This window comes from Pandoraea sp. PE-S2T-3, assembly GCF_002179965.1.
In the GTDB taxonomy this organism is placed as follows: Bacteria; Pseudomonadota; Gammaproteobacteria; order Burkholderiales; family Burkholderiaceae; genus Pandoraea.
This window is the reverse complement of the sequence record NZ_NGUQ01000037.1, coordinates 794,273-818,485: the sequence shown is the minus strand read 5'-3', so window position 1 is coordinate 818,485 and position 24,213 is coordinate 794,273. Positions and strand designations below refer to the sequence as shown.

The window sequence follows — 24,213 nt, the reverse complement described above, 5'->3', positions numbered from 1 at the left end:
TAGCTGGACGGGACACCCCCGGACCAAAAGACGCGTCCTCGGGTGAATTTGTTACTCTTATAATAAGAGTGACTAATTCGCACGGCAAGCACTTTCGATGACGCGAAGCGAACGTGACTCTTATAATGAGATCCGCTGACTGACGACGGTCGGCCTACTCAGGGAAAACTGCGCATGCGCTCAAAAGGTTTCGACGGCATGGTGTGTTCGATCGCTGGTGTCATGGCGGCGCTCGGCGATCGATGGGGCGTGCTGATTCTGCGCGATCTCGTCGTGGGGCTCAGGCGATATGACGAGCTACGCCAGTCGTCCGGCATCACCAATGCGACGCTCAGCGACCGTCTCAAGCATCTGGAGACTAACGGCCTCGTCGAGCGCAGGCGCTATCAGCTGAACCCCGAGCGATTCGAATATCTGCTGACGCCCAGCGGCAAAGCGGTTGCTGCGTTACTGCCGGTGCTCGCTCAGATCGGCGACAAGTTGGAGATGTCTGGTGCCTCGGCCCCGCCGATGACGTTCGTGAACCGAAACACCGGGGCCGAGGTCCGGTGGACGTTTATCGATCAGGCGACGGGCGAGCCGGTGAGCGCCGATGATCTGGCCGTCAAGGAAGGACCGGGCGCGGACGATCTGGTGCGCTGGCGGTTGTCCCAAGGCGAACAACACCGCCATCAAACCTGATCGGCGCGGCGGCCGACGTGAGTCAGCGCGTTCGCCACGGCACGAGACGCCTCTCGAGTGCGCGCATGCCGAGATCGAAGCACCACGCGATGCCGCCGATCAGCACAATCCCCATGACCACGACGTCGGTGCGAAGGAAGCTCGATGCATTGAGCACCATTTGACCGAGGCCTGCCGTTGCGGCCACCATTTCAGCCGCGACGAGCGTCGTCCAGCCGAAGCCGATCGATATGCGTAACCCCGTGAGGATTTCCGGCAATGCCGCCGGCAGGATCACGTGGCGAACCACCTGCGCGAAGCTCCCGCCCAGCGAATATGCGGCGTGGATCTGCTCGGTCGTGGCACTTCGGGCGCCGGCCCGCGCCGCCATCGCAATCGGCGCAAAGCATGCCAGATAGATGACGACGATCTTGGCGGTCTCGTCGATCCCGAACCAGATGACCACGAGTGGCAGGTAGGCCAAGGGCGGCAACGGCCGGTAGAACTCAAGCACCGGGTCGAGCAGGCCACGGGCGACGCGGCTCACCCCCATCAGAATGCCCACGGGGACGGCGGTGACGGTCGCCAGCAAAAATGCCCCGAACACACGCAAGGCACTCCAGGCGAAATGCTCGGATAAGGGCAGTCCGCCTTGAATCCGCCCATGAACGGCGTCGAGGAACGCGCGCCACACCGCTTCGGGCGCCGGCAGGAAAAGCGGCGGAATCCATCGAAAATGCGTCGATAACCACCACAGCGCACCGATCGTCACGATCGCGGCGACGCTCAGACCGGCCGTCGGCCCTTCGCCGGGCATACGCCAGATGCGCGCCCGCTGGGTGTTGGAGTGCAATGCCGGTTGCGCGGGATGCGTCACATGCGTGTTCGGCACGTTCGCCACGTTTGACACAGTAGTTTCGGATGCCATGGAGATCAGACTGTCGAAGCGGTCGAAGCGTCGGGGACCGACTCGCGCAGGCGGTGCACCAGTCGTTCGCGCCACGCAATGAAGTCGGCGGATGACTTGACGGCGCGGGCATCGCGGGTCGCCAGATACTGCCGCGAGAACGGCAGGTCGTGACTCTCGGCGATACGCCCCGGGCTGGGCGTCATGACGATGATGCGTGTGGCGAGAAACAGGGCCTCTTCGACGCTGTGCGTGATGAAGAAGATTGTCTTGTGCGTGCGCGCCCAGATGTCGAGTACCAGCTCTTGCATCGTTTCCCGGGTCATGGCGTCCAACGCGCCCATCGGCTCATCCATGAGCAGCACGCGCGGATCGTTGGCCAGTGCGCGCGCGATGCCGACCCGCTGTTGCATGCCGCCGGACAACGTATCCACGCGGGCCTCGGCATGCCGCTCAAGGCCAACCAGCGCCAGCGTGCGGCGTGCCGACGCCCGGCGTTGCGCCTTCGGCACCCCCTGAAAGCGAAGGCCGAGCGCGACGTTATCGACCACGTTCAGCCATGGCAGCAAGGCGTAGCGCTGGAACACCACACCTCGCTCGGCCCCCGGGCCGGAGACCGGTACGCCATCGAGCAGCACCTCACCCTCGTTGGCCTGCACAAACCCCGCGATGCAGTTGAGCAGCGTGGTCTTGCCACAGCCGGACGCGCCGAGTACGACGACAAAATCGCCCGTATCGATGCGCAGGTTGACGTTATCGAGGGCGACATGGGTGGCGGCGCTGCCCTGCCCGCCGCCTGTTGCGCCGCCCGCGCCGCTTACACCGCCCACACCGCTTACACCGTCATACGCGACGCGAAGCCGCCGGATATCCAGCCCGCCGTTTTTCACGCCCGGCTGTGCCTCCGCAGCGTGAGCGGTGCCAAGTGCAAGGCTCATATCACTCGACTCAACGTGCGGCACGCTGCACGAAGCTGGCATCGACGCCGACGGAGTAGTCCGGCAGTTCCGTCTGAATCGTGCCTTGCGCCTTCAGGAACGCTGCCGTCGCGGCAAGCGACTTGGCCGCACCAGACTGCGCGCCACCGCCCAGCCAGACGTTCGAGGCCTGCTGTGCCGGCGTGGGGAACGCATATAACGCGAGGCTCGCCGGAACCTCGTCGGCATTCGCGCCAGACTCCTTGGCAACGGCGGCCACTTGTGCCGACCCCGCCGTCCACGCCGCTTTGTGTTCGCGATAGTTCGCGTCGGTGGCGGCGAGCACCTTGACGAAGCCGTCGACGAAGTCCTTGTTCTCGCGGGCGAACTTGCGATCGACGACGAAGCCGTCGAACGTGGCCTTGCCGGTCGATTTCGCGATGGCCCCCGACGTTGTCAGCACTTTGCCGTTCTTCTTGACCTTGGCGAGCACCGGGTCCCAGATGTAAGTCGCATCGATATCGCCCCGCTCCCACGCGGCGGCGATTTCGGGCGGACGCAGATTGACGATCTTGACCTTGGCCGGGTCGACGCCTGCCGCCTGAAGGGCCACCAGCGTGTGGAAGTGGGACGTGGAGACGAACGGCACACCAATCTTCTTGCCGTTCAACTGTTTGACCGATGTGACGCCCGAGCCGTCACGAGCCACCAGCGCTTCGGCGTCGTTGATGTTGTCGAGAATCCAGAACAGCGACAGATCGACACCCTGCGACAGACCGGCGGCAATCGGGCTGGAGCCGGCTTCGCCGAGCTGCACCGACCCGGAGGCGAGTGCGCGAATGACATCGGCGCCGCTCCCCAGTTTGCGGTAGGTGACCTTGTAACCGGTGGCGCGCTCGACTTCGCCGGTCGCTTGCGCATAGCGCCACGGAACCACCATGTCCTGATACGCAATCACGACTTCCTTGGACTGCGCGATTGCGGGCGCTGCGTAGGTCGTGGAAAAAGCCAAGGCGCCAAAGGCCGTCAGGATGGCGAGCGGGCGAAGCAGTCGATTCATTGAAATCCCCATTCTTCTAGTTGGAAGAGACGACCCACTATAGACAGGGGGGCGAGGCCGCGTGCCAATCGATTGGCACTTGCTTATGCCGTCGCGATGAAATTGCTTTCGCTGAATTTGGCGTAAAACTTGGGCGCAAAAAAAGGGGACCCGAAGGTCCCCCAATATGGGTGAGCCGGTCAATCGAATCTCGTACTCAGAGTCGCTTGGCCTGCCGGATGCTACGTAAAAACGCGCGAGTGCGCTCTTGCTGCGGGTCACCGAAAATCTGCTCGGGCGGCCCTTCCTCACACACCACGCCGTCACACAGGAAACAGACCTTCGACGCCACCTCGCGTGCGAAGCCCATTTCGTGGGTGGCGAGCAGCATGGTCATGCCCTCCTGCGCCAGATCGCGAACAATGTTCAGCACCTCCGACACCAGTTCGGGATCGAGTGCCGACGTGATCTCGTCGAGCAGCAGCACCATCGGGTCCATGGCCAGTGCGCGCACGATCGCCACGCGCTGCTGCTGTCCGCCCGACATGCGGTCGGGATACTCCTTCGCCTTGTGTGCCAGGCCAAAGCGTTCGAGCAACGCCATCGCACGCGCCTCGGCGTCGCGCTGGGGCTGTTTCAACACCCGGATCGGCGCCAGTGTGATGTTCTCGAGCACCGTCATGTGCGGGAACAGGTTATAGCCCTGAAACACGATGCCGATGTCGCGGCGCAGCGAATTGACATCGACACCCGGTCCCGTAATGCGGTCGCCGTGCACCAGGATCTCGCCCGACTCGATCGGCTCCAGCCCGTTGATACAGCGCAGCAGTGTCGACTTGCCGGAACCCGACGGGCCGATGAGGCAGACCACCTGATGCTCCTCTACCGTCAGGGTCAGCCCTTTGATGACCGGCACCTCGCCGTAAGACTTGGCGATGTCGCGAATCTCGATGAATGACATGTCGTTCGCTCCTTCAGGCCCCGCCCGCACGCATGCGGGCCCGGTCGCGTTGCGCCATCCGTTCCACGAAACGCACCTGCGGAATCGAGATGATGATGAACAGCACGGCCACGGTCGTGGCGGCCGACAGGTTGTAGTGATTCGACGCGATGATCATCGACTGATTGAAAGCATCGATCACGCCGACCACGTTGACCAGCGCCGTGTCCTTCTGCAAGGCGATGAAGGCGTTGAGCAACGGCGGAATGATCTGCCGGATGCCCTGCGGCAACACTACGAAACGCAGCGTCTGCGTGTACGACAACCCCAGCGAGCGAGAGGCGGCGACCTGACTCCAGTGCACGCCCTGAATCCCGGCGCGATAGATTTCCGCCACGTAGGCCCCGACCGTCAGAGTCAGCGCAATCACGACATACGTCGTGAGCGACAGATCCTTGAGAATCGGCACGCCCGTGAGCGGCAGGCCGAAGCCGACCAGATAGATCACCAGCACCGCGGGCATGGCACGGAAGATGTCGACATAGGCCGTGGCAATGAAGCGCAGCGGCTTGCCTGCCCTGCCCGGCGCAAACATCGCCAGTGCCACGATCAGCCCCCAGATCAGCACGAAGACTTCGGCGATCAGGAAGATCTTCACGTTGACCCAAAACGCGGTGAGCACGAGCGGGAACGTCTCGATGATCAGCGGCAGGAAAATAAAGGTCTTCGCGACGGCCAGATGGTTTGCCAGCACGAACTGCAACGCCAGCACGATGATGAGTTGTGCCAGCGTGTAGCCGAGCGTGATCCAGCTTTGCACGTCCGCCTCGGCGCGAGCCACGCGCGCCGCCGTAATGTCGCGACGGGTTGCGGCATCGCTGAACGCCCGCCAGCGCTGAAAGGCACGCGCCAGCGGCGCGAGCACGATCAGCGAGGCGAGGCCAAGCAGCACGGCGCCCACGGGCACCCACCAGCCGTCGAGCTGGTTCCCGAGCAGGCCTTCACGCAATGCGGCAATCGTGAAGGCACTGCCCACGATGGCGACGAGCGCACCGACCAATGCGATGAGAAACAGCGTGAACGGTGACGACGGCATGCCGCCGATGTTCAGCCGCCGCTCGCGTCCTATCGCACCAATCAGCGCGCCGGGCGCCTTTTGAGAAGAGGGTTCGCTCATGGACTCGTTGACCTCAGGGCGTCAGTACCGGCACTTTCGTGGGATCGGCACCGAGGCTCGGCACCAGATACTGAGTGGCCAGACGGTCGAACGTGCCGTCCTTCTTCATCTCGGCGATCAGCTTGTTGAATGCGGCGAGATTTGGCGAATCCTTGTTCACGAGACCGCCCCACTGCTCGCTCGTGTCGTAACGGCCCACGACTTCGAAGCGGCCGGCGGACTTCTTCGCGATGGCCAGCACGTTCGGGGTGTCGTACAGCACGGCGTCAACCTGATTGGCGGCGAGTGCGGCGTACATCGCGGCAGCGTCCGGATAGACCTTCGGGTGCTCGGCGACCTTAACCTTGTCGGTCAGATACGGCAGGATCGTGGTGCCCTGCTTCACGCCCAGACGCAGCTTCTTGATGCTGTCCTTGTCGACCTTGGTGCCGGTCTGAACCAGAATGCCCTGATCGGAATTGAAGTACGGATCGGTGAAGTTCACGACCTTCTTGCGATCGTCCGTGATCGTGATTTCGCTGAGCGCGATGTCGAAGCCTTTGGCCTGACCGCCGATCACCTGCGCGAACGAGCGATTAACGACGATCACGCGGTCGAGTCCGGCACGGTAGGCCATGTTCGCGGCCATGCAGTATTCGAAGCCGTCTTTGATGGTCTCCGGCGAGTCGCCGTTCCACCAGCCCGGTGCAGGCAGCACGGGGCGTACCGACAGCGCGCCCGGCGTGACCGTCTCTAGTTTCACCGAACCACGCGTGCCGGTGACTTCGCATTTGCCGAAGTCCGGGGCCGCGACGGCCGTCGTGCAGAGGCCGCCGAGCATGAGCGCGGCGAGCAGCATGCGCGCCGGCGCCGTCTTGCGGGTTGCGCGAATCTTGTCTTGCCGTTCGATCAGTTTCATGGGGGTGTCTCCTAGCGTCTTGGGGTTGAGTCTATCGGTCATGCGGGCAGTGCTGCGGCCGGTTGAGCAATACCGCCATGCGGCTTGCCCGAGGCGACATCGCCCCAGAGTACCGCGTGGTCTTCCGGCAGCGCGCGCGAGTTCGGCATGGACAGCCAGAGACGCATCAGCATACGGTCCTGACCGGTTTGCACATCGTCCTTGAAGGCGGTGCGGCCGTGATACACGATGTGATTGTTCAGCAACTGGATGTCGCCCGGCGCAAAACGCATCTCGAAGCATTGTTCTTCCGCCACGGCCATCAGCATGCGAATGGCTTCGTGTTCGGCTTCGGAGAGCTTACGCACGCCCGGCAGCATCTGGGCGTTCTCGATGTAGGTCAGCGAGAAGTGGCTGGTGAGCTTGCCGTCGCGCACACCGAAGATCGGCAGGTCGTAGGCAACGTGCTCGCCGCCGGCCTCTTCGCCGAAGCGGCTGCGCGGAATCGGCTGGCACAGCAGCGCGTGCAGGTCCGGACGGCGCTTGAGAATTTCGTTGTAGACGGTGGCACTGCTGGCCAGCTTGCTCACGCCGCCCTCGGACGCTTGTCGCACGCACAGCAGGCCGACAACGTCGCAACGATCGGTGTGAAAGCGCAACTGTCCCGGCGAGAGCGTGCGAGCCCCCGACGACAGGAATTGCTTGCCCGAGCTATCGACCGTGGCTCCGTAGAGCTTCGCGCCGACGCCCATGCCTTCGTCCTTGATTTCGCGCATGACTTCGCCGCGGTAGTTCTGGAACATCGGCGTGCCCAGATGCGCACCCAGCGCGTACCACATGCGGCGCAGTTGCTCTGTGCTGTAACGGGTGACGTCGAGGCCGCGAATCTTGACCATGCCGGAACCGTTTTCCAGTTCTTCGCGCACGTCGTCAAAGAACGCCGTGGCGTCAGGCAGCGGGAAGTTGTGACGGTTGATTTCGCGCCAATCGACGTTCTCCGTCGCTTTCAGCGCGGCGTCGATTTGTTCGAGCACGATGGCCGGGAAGGTCTTCACCCAACGATCGTGATTGACCATTTCGGTCCCCTGCCAAACACTGGCGCCTTGCAGACTCTGCGACTCGGCCATGAAATTCTCCTGATAGATACGATGAGTAGTACGCCTTACTTTGTATATACATGTAAGGACATTACACCCATCATTTGAAGTCCGACAATCGGGAGCGACGTCCAATCAGGGAAAGTCCTAGCCTCGTAAAACAACAGGCTCACGAGGCATGTTTGCGCAGTGGCATGGCGACTCGCAACGCCTTGCGCAGTAAGGCAGACGCGGCGAATCGCGGGTCCGAAATCCCTAGCGGGACGACCCGAACTCCCGGGTACGTGGACTCCCGGTCGACTCGACTATACGCGAACAAAATTGCGTCCGTATATCATTTATTCATTTCGTATACGATTTGAATAAATCAATTTCTCACACTGCTGAAAACGGGGGCGGTGTGAAGTGCGGGATGCAGGGAAAGCGCAGGGAATCAGGCGGACGTTTTGCCGCTCAGACGGAAATACGCCATCACTTCGCGTTGCGTTTGTTCCAGATGTTTGCGCAGTAGCCGGACGGCGGTTTTCGTATCGCCGGCGGCGCAGGCCTCATGAATCGCGAAGTGCTCGTCGTAGGAGCGTTGATGGTCGTTGACGGCGGAGAGATGTGTGCGCAGAAAACGGCCCATGCGCTCTTGCGCGGCTTGCGCGGTGGCGACCAGCCGGGGGCGATTGGCGGGCGCATACAGGGCTTGGTGAAACGCGAGATTCAAGTCGCTCCACGATTGCGGGGTATCGGCTTTCTCATAGCGCTTGAGCAACTCTTGGGCGAGGGCGAGATCGCTGGGCGCCATGTTGGGCACGGCGATTTCGAGCGCGCGGCATTCCAGCGCGATGCGCAGGTCGAGCATCTCGACGCAGTCGCTCGCGGTGAGCGGCGTCACGAACGCACCCGCATTGCGCTTGAGCGTCACCCAGCCCTCGGATTGCAGACGCATCAGCGCTTCGCGCACCGGGATCTTGCTCACGCCCATTTGCGCGGCAATATCGTCCTGACGAATCGGCGCCCCTTCCTGCAATTCGCCCGACAGGATCTGTTGGCGAATGGCGTCGTAGGCGCGTTCGGCGGTGGAGATTGAAGCGGTATCGCTGGTGGTCACGGGAGTCCGCGCGGAAGGCCGCGCACCAAGCAGGGGATGAAGGATGCACGGATTATACAATTACTAAAATTCGTATACGTTTCATTGCACAACGTCTAATTTCTTGTCACGAATTTTTCACACAGTTGCCATAGAGTCTCCGGTCACCCTACAGACCTGAGACGATCCATGCGCGCGCCTACCGTTGAGTTCACGCACGCTGGCGGGGCCTGTGCGGCCAATCGTGTTCTGGTGGTGGAGGATGACGCCAAGGTCGCGCACGAGATCGTATCGGCGCTCGGTGAGCATGGCTTCACCGTCGAACTCGCCGGCACGGGGGGCGTGGGTTTGCAGCAAATGCTGCATGGGCAATTCGACTGCGTGGTCCTCGATCGGTTGTTGCCCGAGATCGACGGTATGTCGATCCTCACGACGGCACGCAACGTCGGCATCAAGACGCCTGTATTGATGCTGTCTGCCCTTGGCGCCACGGACGAACGTGTGCGCGGCCTGCGCAACGGTGCCGACGACTACCTCACCAAGCCATTCAGTTTCGACGAACTGACCGCTCGCATCGACGTGCTGCTGCGCCGGCACAGCGATACGGACGTGAGCGCGACCCTGCGCGTCGGCGATCTCTATCTGGATAGCCACAACGGCACCGTGACGCGTGCGGGCGTGCCGGTCGTGCTCAAACCGCGCGAGATGCGCCTGCTCGAGTATCTGATGCGCAACGCCAATCAAGTGGTCACGCGCGCGCTGTTGTTCGAATCGGTGTGGAAGTATCAGCATGACGTGCAGACCAATGTCATCGATGTGCACATCGCCCGGCTGCGCAAGAAGATTTCTCTGGACGGCGCCTGCTCGGCAATGATCGACACCGTGCGCGGGACGGGCTATGTTCTCCATGCCAATGACTGAGCGCAGCTTTCTGCGCAGCCTTTGGGGCGCCGGGCCGATCTTCGCGATCTTCATCGTGTCTGTCGTCACCTTGTTCGCCGTGGTCTACTGGCTCACGATGAGCTACCTGACCGATCTGGTCGACGCCCGCCTCCAGCGCGAAAGCACACAGCTCATCCGGCGCACGCCCACCGATGCCCGCACCAACATTACGGAGCGCAGCCACCGTGAGGCGGCCAACATGCGCCCTTACGGCTTGTTCACCGCGAGCGGGCAACGGCTGGCCGGCAACATCGACGTGATGCCGAAAGGTCAGCCCGACTGGCACGCTTACCGCTACGTCCAGTCGGTCGTCGACAAGGAAGGCGATACGTGGGCGCGCCCCTATCGCGCCATGATGGCGACCATGCCCGATGGCAACCGCGTGATCGTCGGGCAGGCCGTCGACGATATCGACCGATTCGATCACATGCTCGTGCGGGTAGCGCTCGGCGGCCTGCTGGCAACGATCTTGCTCGGCGCCTTGTGCGGCTACGCATTGCATCGGGCCGCCAATCAGCGGGTTCGCCAGTTGCGGGAGTCGTGTCAGGACATCATCTCGAGCCATTTCACGCGCCGCCTGCCGACGCGCGGCCGTCGCGATGACATCGATCTGCTCGTGGGCTTCGTCAACACGATGCTCGACGACATTGAACGCCTCGTCTCGGAGCTGCGCGGCGTGTGTGCGTGGATCGCGCACGATCTGCGCACGCCGATGACCAGCTTGCGCGCCGGACTGGAACGTGCCCGCCGCGGTGCGACGTCGGCCAAGGAATACGACATGGCCGTCGAGCGCGCCCTTGAGCAAACCGACCACGTGCTCGGTCGCTTCTCGGCGCTGCTGAGAATCGCCGAGATCGATGCCCACTCGCGTCGCGAGCAGTTCCGTCACGTCGATCTCGCCCGTATTGCCGAAGACGTTGTCGATCTCTACGAACCGCTGGCCGAAGAGCGCACGGTCACGTTGCTGGTTGAGACACAACGTTGCGCGCCGGTGCTGGGTGACAGCGATCTGATCTTTGGCGCCATCCAGAACCTGCTCGACAACGCGTTGAAATTCACGCCAGCGGGCGGCACGGTGCGCCTGCGTGTGATGGCGACGCCGCAGCATGCCGTGGTGGAAGTGTGCGACACCGGACCGGGGATCGCGAGCGTCGAGCGTGACGCGGTGTTGAGACCGTTCTATCGCGGTGCGGGCGTCAGCGGTATGCCGACGCCCGGTCACGGGCTGGGGCTGAGTGTGGTGGCGGCAACCGCCCGTATTCACAACGCCGTGATGCGGATCGACGACGCTGCGCCCGGTTGCCGCGTCGCCTTGCGATTTGCTGCGGCGCCGGTCGCACCAGAAGTGCCCGAGACGGCGGACGACACTCGGGCCGCCGAAGTCGCGAGCGTCTGATCGACGGATTACCGCAGCGGCGGCAGACTCAGGGCTTGGCGCGTCTCGCGCGTCGCACGCATAAGATCGTCGCGAAACGCCGGGTTGGCCAACATCGCGGCGGCGATCACGGTACCGCTCACCTTCCCTGCCTCGACATCGCTCACGTAATGCACGCCACCCAATGCGCGTCCCTGTGCATAGGCCTGAGCGCGCGCAAAGATCTCTGCTCGCTTTTCCGGCACGATCTCCGCGAGAACTACCGCGCTCAGGTACGCAAACGTGGCGTGCCCGCTCGGGTAGCCCGGTGAGGTGCCCTCCGTCACGATGCCCGGGTGCACCTCGGCGCTGACGTTGTACGGACGCGGGCGCTTCCAGTAATCCTTTGCCGCTTTGAGCGGCCCTGCACCCTCCTTCGCAAGACGCTTGAAGAAGGCTTCGGTGAACGGCAGACGCTCCGCACGGAAGTCCGGGCCGATCACATCCGCAAAGCGGAACACGCTCTTGTGCGTGTCGCCATCGGCCAGCGCCAGTTGCGCGGCCGTGCGCGATTGCTGGAGCGCCAGCACCTGACGCAGATCGTCTGCCGCAGCCGGCGTGCCCGGCGCGGGCGGCGGCGCCACCAGCACGGTCAGGTCGGGAACGGTGCCGCTCAGATAGTCGGCATGGGGCAGTTCAGCCGCTTGCACTGCGTGCAGTGCGCTCAGCAACAGCACGGTTGCTATGAAGGGACGCCCGTAGCGGGTCGAAACAGGAAGCATCGGTCTATTCCTTAATGGATCAGGTTCTCGGGTAAATGCGCGGAAGGAGGCTACGAGACTCCCGTGACCCGCCAATGGCGCCAACCTTTCCGTCCGGACAGGTTGATCGGACGCGCCAGGCGTCACTTGGCAGTCTGTTCATGTTGGCAAGTTTTGCTTCATCTACGCATCACGGGCGGCGCCTAAAGTTCGCCTCGCTGATCACCGGCGAGCAGGCCGGTCCACCCAACCGAGCGCGCTGCGCCGAGGATGCAATACCTCCATGAAGCTCCAGACTTCCAAGACCTTTCGCCTTGCCCCGACGATTGTTCCGACCTTCGTGCTCGCTTGCGCCACGCTGGCGCCGGGGATGACGCATGCTGACCAACCCGCTGCGCTCGCCCCGGCGGCAAACGTGCTGCTGATCAGCATCGACGGCATGCACGAGGAGGATCTCTCCCGCTACGTTGCCGTGCATCCGACCTCTGCCCTTGCCGCGCTTGCGCGTCACGGCGTGATGTATCGCAACGCCCTCACGCCGACGCCCTCGGATTCATTCCCGGGCATGGTCGCGCTGATCAGCGGTGCCAGTCCTGTCAGCTCAGGCGTGTACTACGACGACAGCTTCGACCGGCGACTTGTCCCCGCAGGGGCGAACTGCGGCAACGGGACGGTGCGCGGTGCCGAAGTCGTTTTCGACGATTCCATCGATCTGGATCCGAAGCGCATCGACGGTGGCGGTGCCATCAATGCCGAGCGCCTGCCTCGTGACCCGGCGCGCCACTGCGCCCCGGTCTATCCGCACAACTACATGCGCGTGAACACCGTATTCGAAGTCGTGCGCGCCGCTGGCGGGCGCACCGCTTGGGCCGACAAGCATCTCGCCTATGACTTCGTGCAAGGTCCGAGCGGAAAAGGTGTCGACGATCTCTACACCCCGGAAATTGCCGCCGTCGGTGAAAAGCTCGCCGCCTTCCCCGCTTACGACAACCTGAAGGTCGACGCGCTGCTCAAACAGATCGATGGCCGTGACGCCACTGGCAGTGCTACGCCGGGAGTGCCGCGTCTGTTCGGCATGAACTTTCAACAACTGAGCGTGGCGCAAAAGTCTGGTGACGGCTATCGCGATGCCCATGCCACACCCGGCGCCGCCATCGGCGCTGCGCTCGATCAGATCGACGGATCGCTGCAACGCGTGCTAGACGCCCTCGCCGCACGGCATCTGGAAACGTCGACGCTCGTCGTCATTGCCGCGAAACACGGTCAATCGCCCATCGCCCCGGGCCAACTGCGCCGCATCGACGGCAAGCGTGTGCTCGATGTCGTCGCACAAAGCGCGCCGGACGCGCTCGCAAAAGCGACGCTCGACGATGTCGGCCTCCTGTGGCTGAAACAGCCGAAATTTACACAGGCCATCGTCAACGGGCTGCGCGCCAATGCCGAAGCGCTGGGTATCGAACACGTCTACGCGGGTAACGACATGCCGGCGGGCTGGGGCCGCGTCGGCCGCGACAGCCGGGTGCCCGATATCGCCATCGAGACGAAGCACGGTGTGATCTACACACACGGCAGCAAGGTCGCCGAGCACGGTGGCTTTCACGACGACGATCGTCACGTCGCGCTGCTGTTCTCGCGCCCGGATATTCAGGCGAAGGAAATCGATGCGCCGGTCTCGACACGTCAGGTCGCCCCGACGCTGCTGCGGGCACTGGCCCTCAAGCCCACCGCCCTCGACGCCGTTCGCCGCGAAGGCACGACCTCGCTGCCGGGCTTGAACTTTGGCAAAGGGACCGATTGAACCTTCCGTAGCACCTGTCACGACACAGCACCCCGCAGCATCACGAATCAGGGCTGCCGGCCAGCGTTGGCCGGCACAACTTCCAAAGAGAACGAACCCAAGCCATGAAACTGAACACGACGCGCACACCGAGTCTTCATCGCATCAGTACGCCGCATCTGACGCTCACCGCCATTGCGCTTGCCGTGCTGGCCAGCACGGCGCAGGCCCAGACCACCGACATCGGTGACGTATCGGCCTCCGACGTGGGCGCGCCCGTCAACGTCACTGCCGTCAAATCGCGCAACGCACCGACCGCCGCCGCCGCGAAGGCGCTCACGCAAGCCCCGCTTGAAGCCACGTCGCCCCAGACACAGATCAGCAGCGACTACATCGCCAATCAGATCAATCCGCAGGCGGACTACGGCACGATTCTGCGCATTGCGCCGAGCTACAGCAGCTCGTCGCCCAACGGTCTCGGCTTGTCGGAAGCCAAGAACCAGACACTGCGCGGCTTTCCGGACGGTCAGTTCAATGTGACGTACGACGGCATTCCGTTTGGCGACACCAACGACTTCTCGCACCACACCACGTCGTACTTTCCGGCCGCCACCATCGGTAGCGTCACCATCGACCGGAGCCCGGGCAATGCCACCACGCTGGGCTATGCGACCTTCGGCGGCTCGGTGAACCTGTTCTCGCCGACCCTGAGCCCCGTGCGCAAGATCGAGTACTCGCAGACCATCGGCTCGCACGCGACGTGGCAGGAAAACCTCGGCATCACAACCGGCATCATGCCGGGATTGCTTGACTCGAATGTCTTCCTGAACATTCAGCGTACCGACTCGAACGGCGCATTGAGCAACAGCGGCGTGCGTAACACGAACATCTTCCTCAAGGGCGTGACGCCGATCGGCAGCAACACGCTCGTGACGTGGGTCTACGCATACGACAAGATCCACTTCAACAATCCGGGCGGCGCCACGCTCAATCAGGTGGCGCAGTACGGCTACAACTACGGCCTGAACGCCGATCCGAAGAGCCCGAACTACTACGGCTACAACTATCAGGACAAGAACACCGAATTCGCCTATATCGACGTCAAACACGACTTCGACAACGGCTGGGGCCTGAGCAACAAGCTTTACACGTATTACTACTACAACCTGAGCCATGAACTGAATGGCGACAACACGTCGTCGCCGCTCTCGGCACTCAGCGCGGCCAAGCCGTTCTCTGCCGGTCAGTCGGGTACCGATATTGCGGGCGCACTGAAGCTCAATGAATACCGCACGTATGGCGATACGCTGGCGGCGACGCACACAGACGCCTATGGCACGTTCACCGGCGGCTTCTGGGTCGAACACACGCGCAATCCGCGCAATCGTTTCGCCTACGACGCAACTACCGGTCAGTCGGTCAAACAGAACGCCACTTACGGCAACACCTACTACGACATGGTCGATGAGGTGAACACGGCGCAGGCGTTCTCGCAGTACGCGTGGAAGGCGACGAACGCCCTGACCGTTACGCCGGGCATTCGCTATCAGCACTTCGAGCGCTCGCTGTCGGCCGGCGTGTTGCAGAACAACCTGCCGGGCACCTCCGCCACCAAGTCGTGGGACAGCGTGCTGCCGAGTCTGGACGTCAACTACCGCTTTACGTCGTTGTGGTCAGGCTATGCGCAGGTTTCGCGTGGTGCGCTCGGCCCTAACCTGAACACCCTGTACTCGGCCAATCCGTCGGGTAACAACAACGTGCAGCCGCAAACCTCGATGGCCTACCAGATCGGTACGGTGTTCAAGGCGGATCGATTCACGTTCAACGCCGACGCGTACCTGATCGAGTTCAGCAACTACATCACGAAGAACGGCTCGGGCGCGAATGCCACGTACTTCAACGCCGGCGGCGTGCGTTACACCGGCCTTGAAGCGGAAGGCAACGTGTTGCTCGGCAGCGGCTTCTCGTTCTACGCCAACGGCTCGCTCAACAACGCCACTTACACGCAAGACGGCACGGGCTCGCAGATATGGAAGTCCGGGCAGCGCATCTCCTTCGTGCCGCAATACACCGCCGCCATTGCCCTCAACTTCGATCAGGGACCGTGGCACGCGGGCATTAACACCAAGTTCGTCGGCTCGATGTATCAGGGCAGCAACGGTGCGGCGGACGGCTCGATCTACAAGGTCGGCCCTTATAGCGTGACGAGCATGATGGTCGCGCGCGACTTCACCAACCTCAGCTCGGTCCTGAAGAAGGTTCGGGTGTCGTTCGGCGTCGACAACCTGTTCGACACCCACCGCATCACCGACAACCTCGGCCCGGCCGCGACCGATACGAGCAAGGGCACCGACGCGAACCAGTTCCTCTACTACTTCGTGCCGGGCCGCAGCTTCTACGTCAACCTGCGCGCCGAAATCTGATCGATCGGCCGATCACCGGCCGCCGGTTGGCGCGGCCGGTGCGAATTTCATTGCAAGGAGATTTTCATGGATCTGAGTCAAATCAACCAATTAGCCATGTCATCGGGCGGCACGCTCTATCTGATGGTCCTGCTGGCGTTCGTCGGTATCACCGTGATCGTGGATCGCGGACTGCGCCTGCGTCGTACGTTCCGGGGCGGTGAGCGCATCGTGACGGCGGTCAGCGCGTTACCGATGATCGACGTCCACGACGCCGACGAACTGCGCGCCGCTGCTGCGGGCTTGCCGCACGGCCGCCTGCTCGACGCCTACGCGCACAACCTCAAGCGCGTGCACGGCGGCGACATGGAGGCGGTGATCGACGAAGCGATCTATCTGGAAGTGCCGCGTGTCGATCGCGGCCTGTGGGTGCTCGATACGGTGATCACCGTCGCGCCGCTGCTGGGCCTGTTCGGTACCATCGTCGGCATGTTCCACGCGTTCGACGTGCTGGGCGCTGCGGGGGGCGATCCTACGCAAGTGACTTCGGGCGTAGCCGAAGCGCTGATCGCGACGGCGTGCGGTCTGGCGATTGCCATGAGCCACCTGTGGTTCTTCAATGCGATGCAGGACACCGTGCGTCAGACCGTGCATCAGATGGATACGCTCAAGCGCCTGCTGCTCAACCGTCACAGCGCCTCACAGCAGGCGGTTGAGCCGACCGGTGTGGTGTTGCGCCACGAACGTGCTTCGGCCTGAGAGCCCGCGATGCGATATTTCGAAACGAGAAAGGCACGCATCGAAGTCGTGCCGATGATCGACATCATGTTCTTCCTGCTGGTGTTCTTCATCATGATCACGCTCAAGATGATTCCGTCGATGGGCATGTCGGCCAAGCTGCCGGGAAGCTCGACGGCGCAGGACTTGCCTCACCCCAAGGTGCTTGTCGCCTTGCACGCTGACGGCAGCATTGAAACCGACCAGCATCCGGTCACGCTCGACGCGTTGAGCGCTACGCTGCGTGCGCACGATCCTGCCCACACGGTCGTGACCATCGCGAGCGACAAGGCCGCCAACGTGCAGCAACTGACCCAGTTGATGGACGCGTGCCGTGCGGCGGGTGTCACGCAGATCGGCATCGCTGCGAAAGAGGCGCCATGACCACGATTTTTCAGTCGGATGTTGTGGGCCATTCGCAGGCGGCCGGCGGCGCACTGCCCACCCCCGGTTCGGCGACGGCTCAGGGACAGGGACGCTGGCCGTGGCGGGCCATGGCAACGGCGCTGGCACTGGAGGCGATCCTGCTGGGCTTGACGACCGGTTGGCTTTCGCGTGGCAGCCCGTCGTCGCCGCCCGCTCGGGCAGACGCGCCGGTGATGCTGGCGATGGTTGCGCCGGAGCCGGTCGCGGCACCCGCGGTGAAGCCTGTGGAACCGGTGGCATCTCCAGTCAAGCCGGTCGTGCCGGTGAAGCACGCAGCGCTGCCAAAGCCAGTCGTTTCGCCGGTGAATAAGACCGCCCAGCCCGCCCACGAAACGACGCATGCAGACGCGCCACCGGTCAAGACGGTGGATGGCGCGGATGCTCCGCCTGCGCCTTCTGCTGCCGCAGCGCCAACGCCGGTGGCCTCGCCATCGAACGTGGCACCGGGGCCGGACGATCGTTTCATCGCGAAACTCCGCGCTGCTGTGCAAGCGGCCGTGGTTTATCCGATGGCGTTACGGGGCATGGGGTTGGCAGCAAATATCGACGTCGAGTTTGCCTATCAGGATGGCGTGGTGTCGAATGTGCATGTCTCCCGGCCCGGGCGCGTTGCGACGCTCGATCAGGCGGCCATCGCCGCCGTGCAGCACGCGGCCATGCCGTCTCCCCCGCCGAATCTTGCGGGTAAGCTGAACACGTTCAAAGTGAGGGTGATTTTTAGCGACGCGTGAGGCCGTGGGGGATTTTCAGGCGTCTTGTCCCCATGCCAGACACGCCTGACAAGCCGGTAGATCGTCAAGCCACCGGAACCTCAGCCGGGCAGCAGCTTCGAAGCGTGGTGCTTCGACGACAACAGGTCGCTGCTCGGCGAAATCATCGATATCGACGCGCAGGCACAGCAAGCCTTCCGTAATGCCCAGTCCGATGGTTTTCAGGATCGCTTCCTTGGCCGTCCAGCAGCGAAGGAACGCGTCGCATTGTGCCGCCGGGGGCAAGCCCTCGATCTGCATACGCTCCGGGGCCGTACACACGAGCGGTGCAAGCTCGCGCCAGTCAAGCGCGCGTTGTTTCACCTCGATATCGACGCCGACACACCGAGTCCGGGAGACGGCGATCAACGCGTCGTTGCCCGTGTGCGAGACGTTGAACGATAACGTCGACAGCTCACCGGGGCGCGTTGCCAGTTCCGGACGGCCATATGGCCCCTGTGCGAAACCCACCGACGCGGGCCTCGCCCCGGTGTACTCGCCCAACAGTTCCCGCAGTACCGACCGTGTCATGGCAAAGCGATAACGGTCGACGTCATAGCGAAACCGCCCTGCCCGCGCCAGTTCGTCCGCGTCGAGATAGCGATATGCATCGGGCTCACGGCTTCCGTCGAGCGCCACATGCCAGACGTCGACATCCACCGGCCAGCGCCCATTGCACAGTAGCTGTCGTGCCCGCATCGTCCGGCTCACTCCACCGGCGCATCCACTGGCGCATTCGCAGACGCACCGACATGCGTCTCGTAGGCGAACGTGCTGCCGCTGGCTTCTTCGATGATGCGTCCCTGATGGAGGCGCACCACGCGGTCCGCCAAACCGAAATACCGGTCGTCGTGTGAAATAACGATCAGCGTTTTGCCCTGACGTTTGAAGTCCGGCAGCATCTCCTGATAGAAGTAGCGGCGGAATGTCGGGTCTTGATCGGCGGCCCATTCATCGAGCACCATCCACGGACGGTTTTCGAGATACGCATGCACCAGTGCCAGACGCTTGCGCTGACCGGCGGACAAGTCGATGGTCGAGAACGCGCCATCGACGATGCTCACCTTGTGCGCCAACCCCAACTGCTCAAGATAGGCCTGCGCGTGCGTCATCGTTTGCGCATCGCTCGCCACGAGGTCATCGAACAGGTGGTAATCCGAGAACACCGTGGAGAACTGCTGACGAAAGCCGTCGAGTTGCTCCGCCGGGACCGTTTTGCCGTCGACCAGCAACTCACCCTGCCCCGGGGTATAGAGCGAGAGCAGCGTCTTGATCAACGTCGTCTTGCCGCAGCCGTTTTCGCCCACGATGAAGAGCGTTTCTCCACGACGAATTTCAAGATCGATCGGCCCAAGCTGGAACGGCGCACTGTCGCCCGCCGCCGGGAATGCATGCGTAGCACCGCGCAGGGCCAGCGTCTGCATCGCGGGGAATGCCGCTTCTCCCGCCGCCGGACCTTCGAGCAGGCGCGGCTCACGATTCCGGAACTGGCTCGTGAGCTCGGCAATGCGTTGGAACGAGACGCGCGCCTGAATCAACGTCGGCAAGCCGCCCGCAATCATCTCAATGGGGCCGCGAATATACAGCAGCACGATCACAAAACCACTGACTACACGCGAGTCCACGCCAAGCTTCGACTGAAGCAGCAGAATGAGCCCGATCACGACGAAGAACAGCATGCCGCCCATCGCGTTGGCCGCGTAGTAAAGGCGCATGGCGCGGCTCTTGAGTTCGCCGATCAGATCGGCGGCACCCGATAACTGCTCGCCGTACACGCGCTGACGGCGCGCGCGGTTCAGCCGCAACTCCTTGGCACCTTCGGTAATGGCGCGGTATTGCTTCTGGAGCTCGTCCTGCGCGCCGCGTACGCCACGGTAGTGAAAGTCCCAGCGCAGCGAGGCGTAGTGATTGATGCCCAGACCGATCAGGATCGCGGCCAGCGCAAACAGGAACAGCAACGGCGAGAGCACCAGCATGTAGGCCACGCAACCGAGCGCAATCGCCACGGCCGTCATGAAGCCGGGGAAGTTGAAGGTCACGGCGCTCACCGTATCGACGTCGCTATTGAGCGTCGCGAGCAAGCGGTGAACACGGTACCGCTCGACTTCGGCGATCGGCGCACAGACGATGCGCGCCGAGAGGTCCTTGCGCAGCGCCGCAATGATCTTCTGACCGATCACGCTGTTGCCCACGCCGGAGATGGCGTTGCCGGAAAGCGTGACCGCGCACAGCACGACGAAGGTCACGATGGTCTTGCCGGTAATGCCGTCGGGCGAGTGAAGGCCGTCGTTGATCGTCGCGAGCAGCCATGCCGTGGTGAGACCTGCCACCACGCCCATCACGGTGGAGAACAGGCTCATCGGCAGGAAGGGCCGGAACAGCCGGAACAATTCGTGGCCGATACGCGTCTTGTCAGGCGAGTCCGGCGATTGACCCATGGAACGGTCGGTCATGGCAATTTCCCCAATCGTGAAACTTAACGGACGACGCAAACCGGCTCACCGGTCTGCGGATGCGGCATCACCACCATGGCAATACCGTAGATGTCTTCCAGACGCTCGCTCGTCATGAGCTCGGCCGGCGTACCCCGGGCGCACAAGCGCCCGCCGCGCAACGCCACGATCTCGTCGCAGAAGCGCGCAGCCATGTTGATGTCGTGCAGCACTACCACCACACCCAGACCGCGAGTGCGCGAGAGCGACTGGACGAGCGACAGCACCTCGACCTGATGCGCAACGTCCAGCGCGGCAATGGGCTCGTCGAGCAAGAGACAGTCGGCGTCTTGCGCGACGAGCATGGCGAGCCAGACGCGCTGGCGCTCGCCGCCCGAGAGCGTATCGACCAGACGATCGGCAAAGCGCGATACGCCGGTGAGCTCCATGGCTTCGTCGACACGCGCCAGATCGTGCGCGGAGAAACGCCCCAGCGGCCCATGCCACGGATAGCGTCCAAAGCGCACCAACTCGCGTACGCGCAGTCCCGCCGCAGGCGGCGTGTGCTGCGGCAGATACGCGATCTTGCGCGCCAGCGCCCTGCCTTGCCAGTCGCCCAGCGGCGTGTTCTCGAAGCGAATCTCGCCGCTGGCCGGCGCCTGCTGACGGGCCAGCAGTTTGACCAGCGTCGATTTGCCCGAGCCGTTGTGGCCAATCAATCCGATCACGCGGCGCGGTGCCAGCGTGAGCGTGAGTGGTTGCAGCAACGTACGCTCGCCCGCCTTGAACGACACGTCGCGCAGGTCGTACATCGGCGACGGCACCGCGTGGGCCTCGCGCTCGGGTTGTGCCACTTGGGCCACCTGCGATGGTGTGGCGGCGAATTCGGTATCTTCCATCATCGTTTCATCCGGTCTTGCGCAATAGGATGTGATCGTCGGCGGTCGCGTCAGGCGCGGTCCCGCCAGATCAGCATCAGGAAATACGGCCCGCCGACGAACGTGGCCAACAGGCCCGCCGGCATCTGGTCAGGGAACAACGCATTGCGGCCGATCCAATCCGCCAGCACGAGCATCGCGCCACCGACGAACGCGCCGCCGAAGATCTGCGACACGGGACGTTGCAGTCCCAGCAATCGGGCAATGTGCGGCCCCATCAGTCCGACGAACGAAATCGGCCCGATGATGAGCGTGGCGGCCGCGCTCAACACGGCGGCGGCCAGCAGCAAGGCGAACCGGGAGCGTCCGACATTCACGCCGACCGACCGGGCGACGGCTTCGCCCAGCGGCAGAATGTCGAGCGCGCGTGCGGCAAACAACACCAGCGGAAGCAGCACGACCGCAATCACCAGCGCCACGGTGGCCTGCGTCGCGCCCACGCCGTAGGTGGAGCCAGCCATCCACGCGAGCATCATCGCCATGCGCGGATCGCCGCTGGCCATCATCAGCGACGCCAGGCCACTGAAGACCGTACTGATGCCGATGCCCGTCAGAATCAGACGTTCTGGCGAAAAGCCGCTGCGCCGGGCCAACAAAAACATCGCGCCGAGGGCGGCAAATGCCCCGGCTGACGCAGCAGCAAGCTGCATCGCCTGAGACGGCGAATTCACCGCAAACAGCAGCACGATCAGCCCGAGCGATGCGCCCGACGAGATGCCCAGTACTTCCGGGCTAGCCATCGGGTTCGCCGTCAGACGCTGGATCAGAATGCCTGCCACCGACAGCATCGCCCCCGCGGCCAGTGCGCCGACCACGCGCGGAATGCGCAGTGCTCTCAGGCGGCCGAGCGACTCGACGGTGTCCAGACGCCAGCCCGATAAACCGCGCGAGACGAGAATGGCGGCAACCGTCATGACGACGAGCAACAGCAACGCGCCAATCACTGCAACCCATAAATTGCGTTGTGCGCGCTGGACCACTGGGCCCTCATGGCGATGCACATGTGCGCTGTCGTGCAGTTGCGGCAGGAGCCACAACAGCAACGGCGCACCCAACAAAGCCGTGGCGATACCGGTCGGAATCTCCGGCATCCACAGACCGAGCCACTGCACGATCTGGTCGGCAAGCCACAGCAACAAGGCACCGATGACAGCCCCCACGCGAGGCGCCGTCCGAGCGTGCGGGCCCCGGCAAGGCGCGCGAGCGCCGGTCCGGCGAGCCCCACGAAGCCGATGACGCCCAGCGCGCTCACGATCCATGCGCACAGCAACGTGCCGACGAAGAGCGCGCCCAGCCGCAACCAGCGCAGGGATACCCCCAGCGCGCGGGACGCATCGTCACCGACGGCCATCACCGACAGCGGCCTGACCAGCAATGCCGCCGCAACGGCACCCAGCGCGACGCGTGGCAGCAACTGCTCGGCAATGGTCCAGCTGTTCTGGTTGAGTGCACCCGATTGCCAGACGAAGACGCCGAGCAGCCCTTCGTGGAAGAACAACGACAACACCGAGCCGATGGACCCGGCGCACAACGTCACGACCAGACCGCACAGAATGAGCACTAGCGGCGAGAGCGAGTGCGCCCACGCGATCACAAATACCAGCGCAAACGCAGCGACGGCACCGCCCAGCGCGACCGCGTCGCGATGTTCGATCAGCAGCGACGGAAACCACAACGTCGTGACGGTCATCGCGAGGTTGGCGCCCGCCGCTACCCCCAACGTCGTCGGTTCCGCGAGGGGATTGCGCAACACGTGCTGGAACAGCCCCCCTGCGAGCGAGAGCGCGACGCCTGCAAGCAATGAGACGGCCAGACGCGGCGCGAACGAATACTCGATCACGACGCGCTTCATGTCGTCGGGATCGGCGCCGGGCAACAAGCCGCGCCAGCCGGTGGCAGGCAGCGCGTTGTGCAGGTTGAGCCACGTCAGTCCCAGCGCAAGCCCTAAGAGGAGCAGGACGAATGACAGCGGCGACTTCTCGCGCGGCGGCATCGGGGTCGGGATGACCATGCTAGACATGACGGAAGTCCTCCCGGCGAATGAGCCCGTCAAGTCCGCGCAGCAGTGTCGATGCCGACGGATACGAGTTGAACAGATCGATGAGCGGAATCCGGTAGACGCGTCCCGCCCGCACCGACGCGAGCCGGTTCCAGAACGGGCTGACGGCGAGTTGACGCAACGCGGCCGTTGTCGACGCCCCGAAATCCACGACGACGATATCGGCGTCCGGCACTTCCGCCAATAGCTCTACGCCGCCCACACTGAACCCGTACTCGTTGGTGCCGCGTGTCCACGCGTTGCGCAGGCCAACGCGCGTCATCACGTCCCACATGATGCTGTTTCGGCCATACGCGACCATTGAGCGGCCGCCGTCGTTGAGCGTCACCAGATAGGTCTGACGTTGTGCCGGACGGCCGCTCGCCGCCAGCGTTCTGGCGACCTCGGCCATATGGGCTTCGACCTGTGTGATGTAGTCAGAGGCTTGCGCCTCGCGGCCGGTCATGCGCGCGAGCGTGCGCAGCCCCTCGGCCGCACGGTCGAGGGCACCGGTCGCCCCGGTGAAGATGTCGAGATGGGTGACCGGTGCGACCACGCCCATGCGCTCGCGAGCGATCTGCGGTGTGGTCACGGTGACGCACCAGTTGATGCCCAACTCGATCATCAGTTCGAGGTTCGGCTCGATCGGATCGCCGCTGTTGACGATGTTCATGCCCGGCGGCATGCGCGGTTCGGCACCCATCGAATCGTAAAAGGCGCGGTCGGCCCCTGCGATTGGCTCGACGCCCAGCGCCAGCAACGACGACACGGCGCCGCGATCAGGCGCAAGAATGCGTAACGTGGACGCGGACGTGGACGTGGACGCGGACGCCGTCGTCGGGCGTCCGGCCGCGTGGACCCAAGGACCGGCTCCGGCCAATATGGCAGCCGCGCCAGCACAAAAACTACGACGTTTCATGCAACT

Annotated in this window: 23 protein-coding genes; 8 read left to right on the top strand and 15 right to left on the bottom strand. The window is 63.5% G+C overall.

Going from position 1 to position 24,213, the window contains the following annotated elements:
- The first annotated feature begins 174 nt into the window (after positions 1–174).
- Entirely contained in the window at positions 175–681 is a 507-nt protein-coding gene (locus tag CDV46_RS25695; protein WP_087687489.1) for a winged helix-turn-helix transcriptional regulator, read from the top strand.
- Positions 682–703: 22 nt separating this feature from the next.
- Here the strand turns inward: CDV46_RS25695 and CDV46_RS25690 are convergent, their stop codons facing one another.
- From CDV46_RS25690 to CDV46_RS25655, 8 genes are all read right to left on the bottom strand, one after another.
- Positions 704–1,588, bottom strand: a complete 885-nt coding sequence (locus CDV46_RS25690) for an ABC transporter permease subunit (protein ID WP_087725848.1) — start codon at positions 1,586–1,588, stop codon at positions 704–706.
- Between the two features lie 5 nt (positions 1,589–1,593).
- Positions 1,594–2,505, bottom strand: coding sequence for a taurine ABC transporter ATP-binding protein (locus CDV46_RS25685; protein WP_087725846.1), 912 nt, complete (start codon positions 2,503–2,505; stop codon positions 1,594–1,596).
- A 10-nt stretch (positions 2,506–2,515) separates the two neighbouring features.
- Entirely contained in the window at positions 2,516–3,544 is a 1,029-nt protein-coding gene (gene tauA / locus CDV46_RS25680) for a taurine ABC transporter substrate-binding protein (protein ID WP_087725844.1), read from the bottom strand.
- Between the two features lie 196 nt (positions 3,545–3,740).
- Positions 3,741–4,484 carry an amino acid ABC transporter ATP-binding protein gene (locus CDV46_RS25675; RefSeq protein WP_058378732.1) on the bottom strand — a complete coding sequence of 248 codons (744 nt, stop codon included), beginning with the start codon at positions 4,482–4,484 and terminating at the stop codon, positions 3,741–3,743.
- 13 nt (positions 4,485–4,497) lie between these two features.
- A complete protein-coding gene (locus tag CDV46_RS25670; protein ID WP_217896773.1) occupies positions 4,498–5,640 on the bottom strand; it encodes an amino acid ABC transporter permease in 1,143 nt (380 codons plus the stop codon).
- Between the two features lie 13 nt (positions 5,641–5,653).
- Positions 5,654–6,538: an ABC transporter substrate-binding protein gene (locus CDV46_RS25665; RefSeq protein WP_254916224.1), complete on the bottom strand. Its 885-nt coding sequence runs from the start codon at positions 6,536–6,538 to the stop codon at positions 5,654–5,656.
- Positions 6,539–6,576: 38 nt separating this feature from the next.
- Positions 6,577–7,644 carry a TauD/TfdA family dioxygenase gene (locus tag CDV46_RS25660; protein WP_087687493.1) on the bottom strand — a complete coding sequence of 356 codons (1,068 nt, stop codon included), beginning with the start codon at positions 7,642–7,644 and terminating at the stop codon, positions 6,577–6,579.
- A gap of 403 nt (positions 7,645–8,047) precedes the next feature.
- Complete coding sequence (locus CDV46_RS25655; RefSeq protein WP_254916223.1) at positions 8,048–8,713, bottom strand: GntR family transcriptional regulator; 666 nt, start codon at positions 8,711–8,713, stop codon at positions 8,048–8,050.
- Between the two features lie 168 nt (positions 8,714–8,881).
- Here CDV46_RS25655 and CDV46_RS25650 point away from each other — a divergent pair, with 168 nt between their 5' ends.
- On the top strand, positions 8,882–9,613 hold the full coding sequence (locus CDV46_RS25650) for a response regulator transcription factor (protein WP_087687494.1): 732 nt from the start codon (positions 8,882–8,884) through the stop codon (positions 9,611–9,613).
- Positions 9,600–11,030, top strand: a complete 1,431-nt coding sequence (locus CDV46_RS25645) for a sensor histidine kinase (protein WP_176399200.1) — start codon at positions 9,600–9,602, stop codon at positions 11,028–11,030. Before CDV46_RS25650 ends, CDV46_RS25645 begins: the two co-directional genes overlap by 14 nt.
- An 8-nt stretch (positions 11,031–11,038) precedes the next feature.
- Here CDV46_RS25645 and CDV46_RS25640 read toward each other — a convergent pair whose 3' ends face one another.
- Entirely contained in the window at positions 11,039–11,770 is a 732-nt protein-coding gene (locus tag CDV46_RS25640; protein ID WP_087725840.1) for an acid phosphatase, read from the bottom strand.
- A gap of 262 nt (positions 11,771–12,032) precedes the next feature.
- Between CDV46_RS25640 and CDV46_RS25635 the strand changes: the two genes are divergently transcribed.
- The 5 genes from CDV46_RS25635 (at position 12,033) to CDV46_RS25615 (ending at position 17,862) form a co-directional block, all read left to right on the top strand.
- Entirely contained in the window at positions 12,033–13,547 is a 1,515-nt protein-coding gene (locus CDV46_RS25635; RefSeq protein ID WP_087725838.1) for an alkaline phosphatase family protein, read from the top strand.
- Positions 13,548–13,651: 104 nt separating this feature from the next.
- Entirely contained in the window at positions 13,652–15,949 is a 2,298-nt protein-coding gene (locus tag CDV46_RS25630) for a TonB-dependent receptor (protein ID WP_087687498.1), read from the top strand.
- 66 nt (positions 15,950–16,015) lie between these two features.
- Positions 16,016–16,687, top strand: a complete 672-nt coding sequence (locus CDV46_RS25625; RefSeq protein ID WP_087725835.1) for a MotA/TolQ/ExbB proton channel family protein — start codon at positions 16,016–16,018, stop codon at positions 16,685–16,687.
- Positions 16,688–16,696: 9 nt separating this feature from the next.
- Complete coding sequence (locus CDV46_RS25620) at positions 16,697–17,089, top strand: ExbD/TolR family protein (protein WP_087687500.1); 393 nt, start codon at positions 16,697–16,699, stop codon at positions 17,087–17,089.
- On the top strand, positions 17,086–17,862 hold the full coding sequence (locus CDV46_RS25615) for an energy transducer TonB (protein WP_087725833.1): 777 nt from the start codon (positions 17,086–17,088) through the stop codon (positions 17,860–17,862). The genes CDV46_RS25620 and CDV46_RS25615 overlap by 4 nt, the downstream gene beginning before the upstream one ends.
- Positions 17,863–17,877: 15 nt before the next feature.
- On the opposite strand, the gene CDV46_RS25610 is transcribed toward CDV46_RS25615, so the two are convergent.
- The 6 genes from CDV46_RS25610 to CDV46_RS25585 are packed head-to-tail and all read right to left on the bottom strand — an operon-like array spanning position 17,878 to position 24,207.
- Positions 17,878–18,579, bottom strand: coding sequence for a 4'-phosphopantetheinyl transferase family protein (locus CDV46_RS25610; RefSeq protein ID WP_087725830.1), 702 nt, complete (start codon positions 18,577–18,579; stop codon positions 17,878–17,880).
- An 8-nt stretch (positions 18,580–18,587) separates the two neighbouring features.
- Positions 18,588–20,333 (bottom strand): cyclic peptide export ABC transporter, encoded by a 1,746-nt coding sequence (locus tag CDV46_RS25605; protein WP_087725828.1) that lies wholly within the window; start codon positions 20,331–20,333, stop codon positions 18,588–18,590.
- Positions 20,334–20,356: 23 nt separating this feature from the next.
- On the bottom strand, positions 20,357–21,211 hold the full coding sequence (locus tag CDV46_RS25600) for an ATP-binding cassette domain-containing protein (RefSeq protein ID WP_087725826.1): 855 nt from the start codon (positions 21,209–21,211) through the stop codon (positions 20,357–20,359).
- 50 nt (positions 21,212–21,261) lie between these two features.
- Positions 21,262–22,164: an iron chelate uptake ABC transporter family permease subunit gene (locus tag CDV46_RS25595; protein ID WP_254916243.1), complete on the bottom strand. Its 903-nt coding sequence runs from the start codon at positions 22,162–22,164 to the stop codon at positions 21,262–21,264.
- A 26-nt stretch (positions 22,165–22,190) separates the two neighbouring features.
- Entirely contained in the window at positions 22,191–23,270 is a 1,080-nt protein-coding gene (locus tag CDV46_RS27535; protein WP_087726101.1) for an iron chelate uptake ABC transporter family permease subunit, read from the bottom strand.
- The gene (locus tag CDV46_RS25585) at positions 23,263–24,207 is read right to left on the bottom strand and encodes an ABC transporter substrate-binding protein (RefSeq protein ID WP_140413484.1); all 945 of its coding nucleotides are present in this window, start codon (positions 24,205–24,207) and stop codon (positions 23,263–23,265) included. Before CDV46_RS25585 ends, CDV46_RS27535 begins: the two co-directional genes overlap by 8 nt.
- Positions 24,208–24,213: the final 6 nt, after the last annotated feature.